The following is a 14496-nucleotide window of genomic DNA, read 5'->3' on the forward strand; positions in this document are numbered from 1 at the left end:
ATGAATCTGACATTGGTCGTTTAGCTACCCGGCTGGTCATGGATTTCAGCAAAGAAATAGTCTTTCCAAGAGGCGGCTTTGTTTTTCAACACGCCAAGCTGTTGCAGTTTTTCGGCATAAACATAGGTGCGCTCTGGCGTGATGGTAAAATCGATCTCAGGATCGGAGACGATACGTTTCACGAGCTCAGGATCCAGCTTCGATTTCTCGACCCGAATATAGGTTTCGGCCGCTGCGGCTTTATCGGCTTTGACGATCTGCGAGGCTTCCTTCAGCGCTTCGTAAAAAGCGCGGTAGGTTTTCGGATTTTCATCATGAAATTTCTGCGTGGTATACAGCACGTTAAATGTTGCCTGACCACCCAGCACATCGTAAGAGCTAAGAATTTTGTGCACATTGGCATGTTCCAGCGCCTGATATTGGAAAGGCGGACTGGAGAAGTGGGCATTGATTTCGGAACCACCCGCGATTAGCGCCGCACTGGCATCGGGATGCGGCAGGCTGACGGAAATTTTGTCGAAGCGTTTGAAATCCTCTGTCCCGTAAAGCTTTGCGGTTTCGATTTGCAGCGTGCGTGACTGGAAGCCAACACCAGCAGCGGGCACGGCGATACGATCTTTATCGCTCAGGTCGCGAATGGTTTTCACCGCCGGGTTATTGCTGAGCAAATAGTTGGGCATAGAACCGAGCGAGGCGATCGCTTTTACATTCTGACGACCCTGTGTGCGATCCCACACGGTGAGCATCGGTGGGACACCGGCGGAGGCCACATCCAACGCGCCGGACAGCAGCGCTTCGTTAATTGCCGTCGCGCCAGACAGCGTGCGCCAGTCTACCTTGATATCCAGCCCTTGCTGCTTACCATGCTTTTCTATCAGGCTTTGGTCGCGCACCACATCCAGAATCAGATAACCAATACCAAACTGTTGTGCAATGCTAATGGTGCCTTCGGCATTGGCACCACATGCCGTTAATGTTAGGCCAATCACAGCGGCAAGGCGTGTGAAACGCGTCGATTTTTTCGCGGGTAGTGAGTGATTCATTATCGGTGTCTCATTATTAATAGTAATAGGGGTGGCAATAAAATTAGAGAAAAACGACAAGGTATTATTTCAATAAATCATTCGTCGGAATAATGAATTAAAGAAGTCATCCTATTTTCTTAGCGGCCCGCTGCTAAAGTGTTTTTTGGAATAAGTTAGAATAAAGGTGATTTTAAATAGCCATGCGCACGAAAAAACAAGCAAGCAACCGCCTTAGCTAAATATTCGCTATAGATAGTTTTATTTTTCAGTTATGGATAAAGACCTGCGCGTTATAGTGAGCCTACATTTCTATTTCAGTATACAGAGAATAATATGCCTGTTTTTAGCCATCATTATTTACGTGATTATTTGCGGGATCGACTAACAGATAATGAGGTAAACGCATCAATTGCAGACATTGTGGCGGATAATCTTGTCGAATCCAGCCTGAAAGGGCATGACTCGCACGGTGTAAGCATGTTGCCACGTTATATCGATGCGATTCGTGAAGGCGGACTTTCACCCCACGCACAGGCGGAAAAAACGCTAGATTTCGGCCCGCTGATTTCCTTTGACGGCCAGCAGGGTTTCGGGCAAGTGGTGGCAAAACAGGCCGTGGCAGAAGGCATCGCTCGTGCACAAACGCATGGTCTGGCGGTGATCAGTCTGGCAAATACTCACCATCTTGGGCGTATCGGCGCATGGGCGGAACAGGCGGCGGAGGTCGGGCTGGTGTCGCTGCATTTTGCCAACGTGTATACCAAACCGGTAGTGCTGCCGTGGCAGGGCCAGCAGGCGCGTTTCGGCACGAACCCGTTCTGTGCCGGTATTCCGGTCGAACAGGGTGACCCCGTAATTCTGGATTTTGCTACCAGCGTGATTGCGGGTAACAAGGCGCGTATCGCGTGGAATGAGGGTAAACAGGTTGCACCTGGCTGTATCGTCGATAATGAAGGCAATCCAACGGTGGATCCACGTTGGCTGATGGAACAGCCGTTGGGGGCGCTACTGCCGTTTGGCGAACATAAAGGGTCGGGGCTGTCGCTGGTTTGCTCGTTACTTGGCGCGGCGTTGACTGGTGGGAAAACGGAACGCACGGCGAAAGGCGAAGGCAAGCAGATTATTAACAGTATGCTGTCTATTTTAATTGATCCGCAAAAATTAGGTGGGGCGGCAACCTATCAGCAGGAAATTCCAGCGTTATTAGAATGGGTACGCCAATCTCGTGATGATAATGAATTATTACTGCCAGGTGACAAAGAAAAGCAAACCTATCGTCATCGGTTGGATAACGGCATTTTTGTCGATGATGTCAGTTGGGGGCAATTATCTTATTTAAATAACAATGCGGCCTGATGTATTGGTTTATTAACTTATTTAACTCATATTTAATTTAACGCCATAGGAAAGAACAATGAAAAATATATTGAGTGCTGTGGGTGTCGGTAGTTTGTTATTAATGACAACATCTGTACTGGCGGCGGAAAAGTATCCTGATGAAGTTCGCGTGGCCTACAGCGGCGGCTCACAGGTATTAGTGTTAGCCAAAGCCGACGGTTCGCTACAAAAAGCATTGGGTGCGCCAGTAAAGTGGGTGCAATTCGCTTCCGGTGCAGATGCGCTGAATTATTTCGCCAGTAACGCGATAGATATCGCCAACTTCGGCTCCAGCCCGGCGACGGCTGGGATTGTCAGAAAACTGCCGGTAGAGATTGTCGGCGTATCCGGCGTGATCGCGACGTATGAGCGACTGATTGCCAAGTCTGGCATCACTACGCTGAAAGAGATCGAAGGGAAGCGCGTCGCCTATCCGCCAAATTCAACGGCGCAGTATGCGCTGGAAGCGGCAATCGCGGTCAACAAGCTCGACCGCAGCAAGATTACCCTTATTCCGCTACGTCCGGCTGAGATGGTAGCGGCATGGAAGCGCGGCGACATTGATGCAGGCTACGTCTGGGCTCCGTTCGCACAAGAGTTGGAGGCTTCCGCCGGACACGCGATTTTCGCGACCAAAGATCTGCAAAAAGATGGCTACCTGATTTACAACAACTATGTGGTCAGGAAGGCGTTTGCCCAACAGTATCCAGAAACGGTGGCACGCTTCCTGCGGGTACATCAGCAGAAAGTGGAGGAGTTCCGTCAGGATCCAGAAAAGGCGGCGGCGATTGTGGCAAAAGAAGTTGGTGCGCCCGTCACAACGGCAACCAATACGCTGTCAGGGCTGGAATATCCGACGCTAGAGCAGCAGGCGACGGAACAGTGGCTAGGTGATGGCACCAATACGGATCGCAGCGGCATCGGTCAGGCGGTCGCCAAAACGGCACATTTTCTGGAGAGTATTGGCGAGGTTCGCCAGCGCGATATTCCCGCGTCGTTCGCTGACTCCATTAATTCCTCTTACCTGAAGCAGGCAGCAAAAGGGAATTAACGGGTCGTGAAAAGAACGCATTATGTGTTATTGAGCATCACTGCTGTGGCGGCGGTGCTCGCGTTGTGGCAATGGGCAGGAGCGGAGCAGTGGGTTGATCCGCTGCTGTTACCGCCGCTGTCGGATATTCTCCTGACCGCTGGAGAACTGGCGCAAGATGGCTATCGGCAGGTATCGCTATGGGAACACATTGCCGTCAGCGTCGCTCGGGCGCTAAGCGCTTTTAGCGTGGCGATTATTCTTGGCGTGCCCCTTGGTCTGTTGATGGGACTATCGCCGCCGATTGCTGCCGTATTTAATCCTTTCGTTCAGTTTCTGCGGCCATTGCCTAAAATCGCGCTGATCCCGCTGGCGGTCGTCTGGCTGGGAATTGGCGAAGCATCCAAATTCTTTCTGATTTTTATCGCGACTTTTCTCAGCGTCGTGGTTGGTGCCTGTGCCGCCGTGGAGCGCGTGGAACGTTCCCGTATCCGCGTCGCGCAAACGCTTGGTGCGAACCCTCGCCAGATCTTTTTTCACGTGGTGCTGCCCGATACGCTGCCGGAGCTGTTTACTACGGTGCGGCTGGCTATCGGTATCGGCTGGACGTCCCTGATAGCGGCGGAAATGGTCGCCGCGACCTCGGGTATTGGCTGGATGGTAATGAATGCCAGCGCTTATCTGCGTACCGATATTGTCATGTTGGGTATCTTACTGTTGGGAGGGATTGGCTATGTGCTCGATCTACTCTTGATCGGAGCGCAGCGCATCTTTGTGCCGTGGGCGGGGAAATCATCATGACAGAACAGGCTCAGCCTACTGCACCCCATATTGCTGTAGAACACGTTAGCCTCACGTTTCCATCACAAAGTGGCACTTTAACGGTGTTGGATGATGTTTCTCTCCAGATCGCCAAAGGTGAATTTGTGGTGCTGCTGGGGCCTTCTGGCTGCGGCAAATCGACCATTCTTAATTTAATCGCCGGCTTTGAAACCGCTGACGTGGGACAGGTGCGATGCGGTGGTGCGCCGGTTCGGCGTCCGGGACCATCGCGCGGCATGGTATTTCAGCAGGCCAATTTATTTCCCTGGCTCACCGTGCTGGAAAACGTGACGTTTGGTCCACGGATGCAGGGCGCAGATAAAATCCGCATTCAACGAGAAGCAAAAGACTATCTGGCACTGGTTGGGCTAGAGGGCTTCGAGCAGCACTCTCCGTGGCAGCTTTCCGGTGGGATGAAACAGCGGGTGGCGCTGGCGCGAGCCTGGCTGCCGAACCCTGAAGTGCTGTTGATGGACGAACCCTTTGGTGCATTGGATGCACAAACCCGTTTGATGATGCAGGAGCTACTGCTGTCCGCCTGGCAGAAAACCGGCACTACGCTGCTGTTTGTTACACATGACGTCGACGAAGCGCTGTTTCTGGCCGACCGCGTTGTGGTGATGTCTGCACGTCCCGGCCGTATCGCTGAGACGATCCCACTGCCGTTTGGTCGTGAGCGGGACATTGAAACGCTGGCTCAGCATCCTGACTATGCCGCATTGAAGCAGCGTATTTTACATCGCGTGCGTGAAGAAGCGCGCCGTCACCTTAATTTGTAATCAATTTCTCAGGAGAACATCATGCACCTTGCCCGATTCCCCCGTTTATCACTCGGTCATTTCCCTACGCCGCTGGAGGCGCTACCGAACTTGTCAGCGTATCTGGGCGGGCCGACGATTTATATCAAACGCGACGACGCGACAGGATTAGCGACCGGTGGGAATAAAACCCGCAAACTGGAGTTCCTGCTTGCCGATGCGCAGCAGCAGGGCGCGGATGTCATCATCACGCAGGGCGCGACGCAGTCTAACCATGTGCGACAAACCATTGCGGCAGCGGCAAAGCTCGGGCTGAAAACCAAGGTGCTGCTGGAAAAACGCGTGGAGGACTACGGTGAAGACTACCAGCGCTCCGGTAACGTGCTGCTGGATAACCTGCTGGGCGGTGAAATTATCGATCATCTGCCAGCGGGTACGGATATGCAGCAGGCGATGGAAACGTTAGCGGAATCACTGCGTAAAGAAGGATTGAAGCCTTATGTCATCCCCGGCGGCGGCTCCAGCCCGGTAGGCGCGTTGGGCTACGTTGCCTGTGCGGAAGAACTGTTGTTCCAGTCCAGCCAGCAGCGTCTGCGCATCGATCATATTGTGCATGCGACGGGCAGTACCGGAACGCAGGCGGGATTGGTTACCGGACTGGCGGCAACACACAGCCAGATTCCACTACTAGGCATCAGCGTCAGAGCGCCGAAAGCGAAGCAGGAAGAGAATGTTTACGCATTAGCACAGCGTACCTGGCAACTGCTGGGGATTCCCGGTGAACTGCCGCGTAGCGCGGTGCAGGTAAACAGCGACTATGTTGGCAAAGGCTACGGCATTCCCACTGAAGGAACGCTGGAAGCGCTCAGGCTGTTAGCGCAGTTGGAAGGCATTTTGCTCGATCCCGTTTATTCAGGCAAAGGGATGGCGGGGCTGATCGATCTGATTCGTCAGGGACATTTTCGCGCCGATGAAAACATTGTTTTCATCCATACCGGTGGTTCGGCGGGGTTGTTTGGCTACCGTCAACTGTTCGAACAAACGGCCGCACAATGAGTACGCCACTGATTGGCGTGCTGGGTGGCATGGGGCCGCTGGCGACGGTCGATCTGTTGCATAAAATCGTTGAAGAAACGCCCGCCAGCCGCGATCAGGATCATGTGCCGGTGGTCGTCTGGAACGTACCGCAAATTCCCGATCGCCAACAGGCGCTGGCAGGCAACGGTGAATCGCCGCTGCCGACGCTGTTGCACGCTATCCGGCAGTTGAATCGCCTGTCGGTCAGCCATATTGTGGTGCCGTGCAATACGGCGCACCACTGGTTTGACGCGTTCGCTGAGGTCAGCCCTGCACCGCTGGTGCATATTGCCGATGCCACGCTGTACGCGCTGACACAGGCCGATGAGGCAAAAGCATCACCGCGTAAAATCGGGTTGATTGCGACTCACGGGACGCTCAATGCAGGATGGTATCAGCAGCGTTTTGCCGCGCAGTTAGGTGCGGAAACCGTGGTGCCGAACGAACAGGAAATGACAACGCTTTTTGTTCCGGGGTGCTATGCGGTAAAGCGTGGAGAATTACAGCACGGTGGGCGGTTGCTGGAGCAGCTTGCGGCACAGTTGGTGGAACGGGGAGCAGAACGTCTGGTGCTGGCCTGCACGGAAGTACCGCCTGCGCTGGAGGCGGTATCGTCACGCTGGAGGGATATCAGCATCGACCCCACGCGTGCATTGGCACAGGCGTGCGTTCGCCTCTGGCTACAGAGATAAAAAAACACCCTGCCAGCGTGCTGCTCACAGGGTGGAGTGACAATCTCATTAAAGCTGCCTATTGCTGGGCGGTTTTTCGGCGGATTACAGGAAGCCGTACATCGCGGCGAACACCCAGCCAAAGACGCAAGAGGTACTTACGCCGATCAAACCTGGCAGAATGAAGCTGTGGTTGATAACGAAACGGCCGATTTTGGTGGTGCCTGAGCGGTCGAACTGGATGGCAGCCAGATCGCTTGGGTAGGTCGGCAGAATATAGTAACCGTAGCAGGCCGGTGCTGAGGCCACGATGTACGCCGGATCGACCCCGATGGCCAGCGCAACAGGAACTATCGCTGCCAGTGCTGCCGCCTGCGAGTTAACGAATTTGGACACGATCAGCAGGATAATGGCGTAAGCCCAGGGATAGACTTTCACCAACGAGCCAAGCGTGGATTTGATTTCTTCCAGATGTGCACCGAACATGGTTTCCGCCATCCAGGCGATACCATATACCGCGACGATGGCAATCATCCCCGAACGGAACACTTCGTTTTTCGAGATTGATGACGGATTGGTTTTGGTTGCGATAATGATGATTGCGCCAGAAAGCAGCATAAACATCTGGATCACCAGGACCATCGACAGCGGCTTGCCAGCGAAAACCGGACGCAGCTCTTCAACCGCCCCGAGAATGGCCACCGCACCGATAGTTGCCAGAAAAATCCACATGGCGATCCAGTTGCTGCGCGGCAGTTTTCTGTCTAGCAGCGTAGCGGTATCGCCATACACATACTGTTTGTTTTCTGGATCGGCGATGAATTTCTGAAAGTCTTCATCCTTGTCCAGATCCTTACCGCGGAACCAACTGAAAATCCCTATCGCCAAGATACCCAGTAGGGTGGAGGGGATGGTAATTGCGAGCAGATCAAGGAATCCCAGATGTTTACCCTGGAAGGTGAAATTAGCCAGCATGGCAACTAGCGATACCACCGCAACAGAAACCGGACTGGCAATAATTCCCATCTGTGCACCGATGGAACTGGCAGCCATCGGTCTTTCAGGACGGATATTATTCTTGATGGCGACATCATAAATAATCGGCAGGATGGTATACACCACGTGGCCTGTACCGCACAGGATCGTCAGAATACAGGTGACAAACGGCGCGATAATCGAAACGTATTTCGGGTTACGCCGCAGCATACGTTCTGCGAGTTGCAGCATGACATCCAGTCCGCCCGATGCCTGAAGCGTTGCCGAGGCGGCCACCACGGCAATGATGACCAACATGACGTCAACAGGGGGTTTACCCGGTTGCAGTTTAAAGATAAAGACCAGAATAACAAGTCCGACCCCGCCTAATAAACCCAGCGCGATCCCGCCTTTTCTTGCCCCGTAAAAAAGGCAGATTAGGACAATGACTAATTGAATGATGAAATCCATAGTAGCCCCATTGCATTGCTTAATATAATGAAATAATTCGTTAGAATTAAAATAGGTAGAGATTTACTGTGGCTACTATATGGACGGGTTGTTATTTGTTTTCTTGATCTAAATCTATTTAATTTTACCTTTATGTTATTTGCTGGAAATAAAAGATCTTGCTCGCAATAATTGAGTATTTTTGATTTATTTAGTTTATTAAGTGTGATTTTAGTTTGTTAATAATGGGTGTGATCGGCGTTTGACGAGGTTGTTAATGGTCTTTGGGGTGTTTTTTAAAAATAATTAATGCTTTGTTTTTATTTTGTTATGGCTTGTGTTGTTTTGGTTTCTGTTTTCGTTAATGTTTACCATAAAAAATGCATCTCGATGTTAATTAATCTACCATTAACGGGGTATTTCCCCATATTCTATTGTTTTTAAATGATTAGTTTAAAAATTGAAAAATGAATCCCTCTTTGGCAATGAAGTCAACATTAGGCCATTGTGGTTTTGTCGGGAAATAAAAATCTGCACGTTGATGCGACTCATTCTAGAAATATAGCTGATGTGTTTTTTGTTATTTTTTCCTTTGATGCGAAGGGCGACTATTTTTATAGAGTGATTGGTTATTAAGATAAAGTTTCTATAAATTTTTTAGAATATCTGGATAGCGGATATTTCCCTTTCAAAGCAGAATATAGCCGAATATCGGTGTGGTTATTCTCTTTTTGAGCGGCACCCGCTATGCGACTAACTATGCACTATGCGACTAACTGTGCGCGAAATAGGTCGCTAACTGGCGTAATGTCTGCTCATCCAGCGTGCCTGCGTAGTAACGCAGTTGTAGCCAGGCTGTTAGCCAGGTATAACGCGCTTCGGTCAGGTCGCGTCGTGCACCGTAAAGCTGTTGTTCGGCATTCAGTACATCAAGGTTCACACGTTCCCCACCCTGAACGCTCTTCTGTGTGGCGGTGACCAGCGCCAGTGCTGATTTTTCTGCCAGTTCATAAGCACGGATTTTCGCCTGACTGCTGGTGACTAAATTGAACTGGCGGCGCAATTCCGTCTGAATGGTTGCCGTTTGTTCGTCCTTTTCCCGTGCGGTCTGCTGATAGCGCTCCTTTGCCTGACGCGTTGCGGCAGAGACGCCACCGCCTGCAAAAATCGGTACGCTAACGCGGATACCAATCGACCGCGTATCGTATTTCTGGTTGTAGCTGTTTTCAGTATCTGATTGCGTGTTACGTGTGCTGGCGACCAGCGTGACCTGCGGCAGGTGACCCGCTCGGTTACGCTCAATGCCGTATTTCGCCACGGCCAGCGATTGATTTAGCGCCAATAGCTGCGCGTTGTGACGGAGCGCCAGCGATTGCCAGTACTGATAGCCCGCAGGGTGAAGCGGTAGCGCTGTGAAATGCGAGGTTAATGCCGCAAGTTGCTCTACGCCAACAGGTATACCCAGCAGCGTTTCCAGTTCACGTAGGCTGATATCCAGATTGTCCTGCGTTTCGATGAGCTGTGCCTCTGTCAGGTTGACCCGCGCTTCGGTTTCCAGCATATCGGTACGGGTGCCTTCTCCCTGCTGAAAAAGACGTTGATTCAGTTGGTATTGTTCGCGATAGGCGCGCTGCTGTGCCTGAACCAGCGCAATCTGTTCGCGGCTAAACAGCACGTTGGTGTAGGCTTGAAACAGGCGAACCAGCAACTGTTGGCTGGCATCACGCAACTGTTCGTCTGCCAGTACGGCGCTGGCTTCACCCTGCTGAAAGCGCGACCACGCTGCGTAGTCGATCAACGGCTGTTGCACGGAAAAGCTGGAAGCCCGGCTGGTATAATCCCGTTCCGACTGTTGGCCACCCGCTGTAACCGTGGAATCGTTGCGGGATTGGTTGTAGTCATAGGTGACTTTTGGCAACAGTCCGGCTCGCCCGATATTCTTCTCTTCGCTGTCGGCGTTGCGTGCATGTACGGCTGCCTGAAAAGCAGGATCGTGCGTCAGCGCCTGTTGCCAGGCTTCCATGAGTCCCAGTGCCTGACTCGGTGCGCTGTAAAGCAGTGTGAGAAAAATGGGTACGGCATAGCAGGAGCGGATCGCCGCGCGGTAAACGGGTGAAAGGCGCAGCATGGTTATTCCTCGGTCAGTGCCAGATGCAGGCGATCGGAAAGCGGTTTGAACAGATAGTTGAGCAGGGAACGCTCACCGGTACGAATAAAGGCTTCCACTGGCATGCCGGGCCGAACATCCAGCCCGGCAAGCTGCTGCTTACCCTGTTCATTGACGCGTATACGTAAGGCGTAATAGGGTTTTCCCGTCTGCTGCTCGACGAGCTGATCGGCACTGATGAGTGTGACAACGCCGGAAGTACGTGGTGTGGTGCTTTGATTGAACGCAGAAAACAGCAGTTCGACGGGTAGCTCGTTGCTGACTCTGTCCACCAGTTCGATAGGCAACTGTGCGTCAATCAATAGCGGTTGCCCATCAGGAACGATCTCCATCAACATCTGCCCGCTGTTCACGACGCCGCCTTCGGTGTGCAGCGCCAACCCGACCACCGTGCCGCTGGCGGGCGCGCGAATGTGCGTATGCTGAAGTTCATAATCCGCCGTTTTCAGCCGCTGGGTGAGATCCTGAATGGAACGCTGGGTATCGGCGAGCTGGGCGCGTACTTCCTTTTGGTATTCGTTCTGGCGCTGCTGAATCTTTTGTTCCAGCTCGACGACCTGCTGCTGGAGTTGCACCTGATTATTGCGTTCCTGCGCAATCGCCCCCGCCAGTTGAGCGGCTTGTCGCTCGACGTCCAACAGGCGATTACGGGCGATATACCCTTCTTGTGCTAATGGACGTAATCCGCGTAGCTGCTCACTGACGATCTGGAACTGCGTTTGGCTGCTGGCAAGCAGCGCCTGTGACCCCTGTGACTGTGCTTTTGCCCCGATGATGGCGGCTTGCATCGCGGCGCGTTCCTGCTGCAACGCCGCACGACGGCTGATGAAGAGTTGCTGCTGGGCGATCTGGATCTGTTGTATGACGGTGCTGTATTGCTCAGTGGGAGCAGGGAAGGGGAGCGTACCCAGATCGTCGCGCTCTGCGATCAAACGCGCTTCACCCGCGTGCGCTTCCTGAAGCTGCGTGACGAGATTATCGCGCTGCGCCTGAGCGGGCGTTTGATCCAGCGTAGCAAGAATCTGCCCAGCCTGCACGCGGTCACCATCCCGCACGGCGAGCGTGGCGATGCGCCCGCTGCTAACAGGTTGCACAGCTTTACGGCTATCCGCGACGACAACTCGACCGGATACGGCGACACCTTTATCCAACGGTGCCATGCCTGCCCAAAGCAGCAGACCACCAAAGCCTGCCAAAACCAGCCAAATGCCGTGCTTCAAATAGCGTCCGGCATCAGTATGTAACGGCATCGCTGCAACGTTATCCGCCGCCTGATGCTGGGAGACGGTCGACAGTGGTGGGACTTCGCGTAGCGCGGACATGGTTATCCTCTTCCTTCCATGATGCTTTCCTGATGACGGGCGTTAGTGAGCAATGTGTTGAGCCTCATTTATCCGGCACGGCACGGCGAGACGTCGGCGCGCTGTACACCATACTCAGCCCGGCTGAACCTGGTTCCTTTGGGATAAAGGTATTCGCGGCGTCGGCTGTTTTAACCGGTGTGGGTTTGGCGTTGGTGGATTGGGTAATAGAAGCCTTAGCGGGTTTAGCTCGCTGTAGTTCTTTCAGCACCTGCTCTGTCGCGCCGAAATACTGGATCTGCCCAGCGCGTAGGACTAATAGCTTATTGGCGCAGGAGAGCAGAGCAGGCTTATGTGTGATTAATATCTGCGTGCTTTGATTTTCCTGCTGGGCAGCAATGGCGGCCACTAAGGCTTTCTCGCCGTCGTCATCCAAGCTGGCATTCGGTTCATCCATGACAATCAGGCGTGGCTGGTTGTAAATGGCTCTGGCGAGAGCGACGCGCTGTTTTTGACCGCCGGATAGCCCGGCACCGCCTTCACCCAGCGGGGTATCGTAGCCCTGTGGCAACCGTAGAATCATTTCATGAACGCCTGCTGTGATAGCGGCGGCGACGATCTTTTCTGCATCCGGCTGAGTGAAACGGGCGATGTTTTCGGCAATCGTCCCGCTGAAAAGCTGTACATCCTGTGGGAGATAGCCGATGAACTGGCCCAGTTCGCCTTTGTCCCATTGGTGCATGTCTGCACCATCCAGCCTGACTTTGCCGCCGAGGGCGGGCATGGCCGCCACCAGCAGGCGGGCGAGGGTGGATTTACCTGAACCGGAAGGGCCTAAAACGCCAAGCACATCGCCGGGAGCCAGTTCAAACGTAATATTGGCGAGTATGGGCGTTCGGGTATTGGGGGCGTTGGCGCTGAGTTGCTCTACCTGAAGCTTACCTTCTGGAGCGGGCAGCGCCATGCCGATCTGTCGTGCTGGGTGATTATCGAGCAAGAGGTTGACACGTTGCCAGGCGAGGCGTGCCTGCATCCACTGTTTCCAGACGCCAATGATTTGATCGATCGGGCTGAGTACGCGGCTTACCAGAATGGAACCCGCAATCATCATACCCGGTGTGATATCGCCATTGACGGCCAGTAGTGCGCCCAGACCCAGCATCAGCGACTGAAGCGCTAACCGGGTGCTTTTCGTCAGCGAGGTGATGTTGGCGCTTTTTTCGCTGGCAACATTCTGATAATAGAGAAATGCGTTGTGCTGCGTCAGCCAGCGCTCACGCATGGCGGGCAGCATTCCCATGGCTTCGATAGCATCGGCGTTGCGCAAATTGGCATTGGCCTGCTGTGTCGCCTGAACGGTATTTTGTGCCGCTAAAGCTAAGGGTTCTCGCGTAAGTTTTTGATTCAACCAGGCCAGCACAATCAGCATAATCGCCCCCGCCAGTGCCATTGCGCCCAGCCAGGGATGAAGTAAGAAGATCACCAGAAGGTAAACGGGAAACCACGGTGCATCAAAGAAAGCGAATAGCGCGTTTCCGGTGGCGAACTGACGCAGAGCGGTAAGATCGTTTAAGGCTTGTCCGGCTCCCGCCGTTCCATTCTTGAGATTACTTTCAAACGCGGCGTTGTAGATGCGCTGATTCAGGCGCATATCCATCTGTGTGCCGAGTCGGATCACCACGGCACTGCGTATCCATTCCAGTAATCCCATTAATAAAAACAGACCAAGCATCATGATCGTCAGCATCGCCAGCGTCATGGTGCTGCTGGAAGGCAGGACGCGGTCATAGACCTGGAGCATATAAATTGCCGGTGCCAGCATCAGCAGGTTGATGACGGCGCTGAACAGGCCAATTCCCCAGAACCCCCGGCGGTAGGCGGCCAGCGCGTCAATAATCTCCCGGCCTGATGCTGCTGGATGGGGTGCGGGCATGGGATGTTCCTTCTTCAATAAAATCGCGCTCATTCCCACTACATACTGTGGACAAGGGGGAAAGCGGTTAGCCGTACCGCTATTGACGCGGTTTGCCAACGGTCATTACACTCAATAAACCGTCGCGGTGCCGTACCCGCCATATTTCGAGCTGCGTCCCTGCAACTCGAATTATTGAGGGTATATACTCTCTCCGTACCGCGACGGTGTTCACTCAAACGGCTAAAAGCGTCATCTTTTAGCCGTTTTCTTATGCCGCCAGCAGATCGGCGGTTTCGGCAACGCCAACAACGTCAACCACGGTATCGGCAGAAAGTACCGCATCTGAGGTTGCTGTCGCGAAGCTCAGGCTATCCAGGCTAGCGTTGATATCAATACCGGCATTGGCTAGCACGTCCAGCAACGGCTGAACCTGACCGCTCATCAGACCGTAAACAACCTGATGCACCACGCCTTCACGGCCGCTATCCACGATGCTGGAGAGATCGAGGCCGCTAAAGGTGACCTGAGGTTCTTGAATGGCATATTCGGTGCTGGTGCCGCCGCTCAGACCGTCACCAAAGGTCAGTGAATCCAGTTGGCCGTACAGAACGTGGTTAGAGAATTGATACGTCAGGTTGCCTTCGGCAACGAAAGCGGAGGTGTCGTTATTCGGGCTGACCAGAGAGTATTGCGTCCCGTTATTCCAGGAGGTGCCACCGTAGAACCCCCCCGAGTTGCTGTCGGTGACGTTACCGTTGGTGTGGTTAGCATTGCCGAATAAAGAGGACCACTCGGTCAGGTACTGGGAGATAGAATAACTGGAAAACTCGGTGTCATACTGAATACTTAAACTCATGTTTTATTCCTCATTAATACTCTATCTGATAAACGGAGGCGTTTTGTACCTCCTCTGACAAACCGCGCATCG

General features: G+C 53.2%; 12 protein-coding genes. 6 read left to right on the top strand and 6 right to left on the bottom strand.

All coding sequences use genetic code 11. The annotated features are described in order from the left end of the window. Nucleotides 1-20: 20 nt before the first annotated feature. Complete coding sequence (locus AACH44_RS07000; protein ID WP_261847855.1) at nucleotides 21-1043, bottom strand: ABC transporter substrate-binding protein; 1023 nt, start codon at nucleotides 1041-1043, stop codon at nucleotides 21-23. Between the two features lie 315 nt (nucleotides 1044-1358). Here AACH44_RS07000 and AACH44_RS07005 point away from each other — a divergent pair, with 315 nt between their 5' ends. From AACH44_RS07005 to AACH44_RS07030, 6 genes are read left to right on the top strand one after another with little or no spacing between them, the layout of a single operon-like run. Next, complete coding sequence (locus AACH44_RS07005) at nucleotides 1359-2381, top strand: malate/lactate/ureidoglycolate dehydrogenase (protein WP_261847856.1); 1023 nt, start codon at nucleotides 1359-1361, stop codon at nucleotides 2379-2381. Between the two features lie 58 nt (nucleotides 2382-2439). Further along, nucleotides 2440-3453, top strand: a complete 1014-nt coding sequence (locus tag AACH44_RS07010) for a glycine betaine ABC transporter substrate-binding protein (RefSeq protein ID WP_261847857.1) — start codon at nucleotides 2440-2442, stop codon at nucleotides 3451-3453. Nucleotides 3454-3459: 6 nt separating this feature from the next. Then, complete coding sequence (locus AACH44_RS07015; RefSeq protein ID WP_261847858.1) at nucleotides 3460-4233, top strand: ABC transporter permease; 774 nt, start codon at nucleotides 3460-3462, stop codon at nucleotides 4231-4233. Continuing rightward, nucleotides 4230-5033 carry an ABC transporter ATP-binding protein gene (locus AACH44_RS07020; protein ID WP_261847859.1) on the top strand — a complete coding sequence of 268 codons (804 nt, stop codon included), beginning with the start codon at nucleotides 4230-4232 and terminating at the stop codon, nucleotides 5031-5033. Before AACH44_RS07015 ends, AACH44_RS07020 begins: the two co-directional genes overlap by 4 nt. A 21-nt stretch (nucleotides 5034-5054) precedes the next feature. Further along, nucleotides 5055-6068 (top strand): D-cysteine desulfhydrase, encoded by a 1014-nt coding sequence (locus AACH44_RS07025; protein ID WP_261847860.1) that lies wholly within the window; start codon nucleotides 5055-5057, stop codon nucleotides 6066-6068. Then, nucleotides 6065-6781: an aspartate/glutamate racemase family protein gene (locus AACH44_RS07030; protein ID WP_261847861.1), complete on the top strand. Its 717-nt coding sequence runs from the start codon at nucleotides 6065-6067 to the stop codon at nucleotides 6779-6781. The genes AACH44_RS07025 and AACH44_RS07030 overlap by 4 nt, the downstream gene beginning before the upstream one ends. Before the next feature lie 84 nt (nucleotides 6782-6865). On the opposite strand, the gene AACH44_RS07035 is transcribed toward AACH44_RS07030, so the two are convergent. The 5 genes from AACH44_RS07035 to AACH44_RS07055 all read right to left on the bottom strand — a co-directional run bounded on the left by AACH44_RS07035 (nucleotide 6866) and on the right by AACH44_RS07055 (nucleotide 14424). Continuing rightward, nucleotides 6866-8206 carry an anaerobic C4-dicarboxylate transporter gene (locus AACH44_RS07035; protein WP_261847862.1) on the bottom strand — a complete coding sequence of 447 codons (1341 nt, stop codon included), beginning with the start codon at nucleotides 8204-8206 and terminating at the stop codon, nucleotides 6866-6868. Between the two features lie 751 nt (nucleotides 8207-8957). Next, nucleotides 8958-10313 (bottom strand): TolC family outer membrane protein, encoded by a 1356-nt coding sequence (locus AACH44_RS07040; protein ID WP_261847863.1) that lies wholly within the window; start codon nucleotides 10311-10313, stop codon nucleotides 8958-8960. Nucleotides 10314-10315: 2 nt separating this feature from the next. After that, entirely contained in the window at nucleotides 10316-11674 is a 1359-nt protein-coding gene (locus AACH44_RS07045) for an HlyD family type I secretion periplasmic adaptor subunit (protein WP_261847864.1), read from the bottom strand. A 64-nt stretch (nucleotides 11675-11738) separates the two neighbouring features. Continuing rightward, nucleotides 11739-13586 carry a type I secretion system permease/ATPase gene (locus tag AACH44_RS07050; protein ID WP_261847865.1) on the bottom strand — a complete coding sequence of 616 codons (1848 nt, stop codon included), beginning with the start codon at nucleotides 13584-13586 and terminating at the stop codon, nucleotides 11739-11741. 250 nt (nucleotides 13587-13836) lie between these two features. Then, nucleotides 13837-14424, bottom strand: coding sequence for a heme acquisition protein HasA (locus tag AACH44_RS07055; RefSeq protein WP_261847866.1), 588 nt, complete (start codon nucleotides 14422-14424; stop codon nucleotides 13837-13839). Nucleotides 14425-14496: the final 72 nt, after the last annotated feature.

This window comes from Pectobacterium araliae, from assembly GCF_037076465.1.
In the GTDB taxonomy this organism is placed as follows: Bacteria; Pseudomonadota; Gammaproteobacteria; order Enterobacterales; family Enterobacteriaceae; genus Pectobacterium; species Pectobacterium araliae.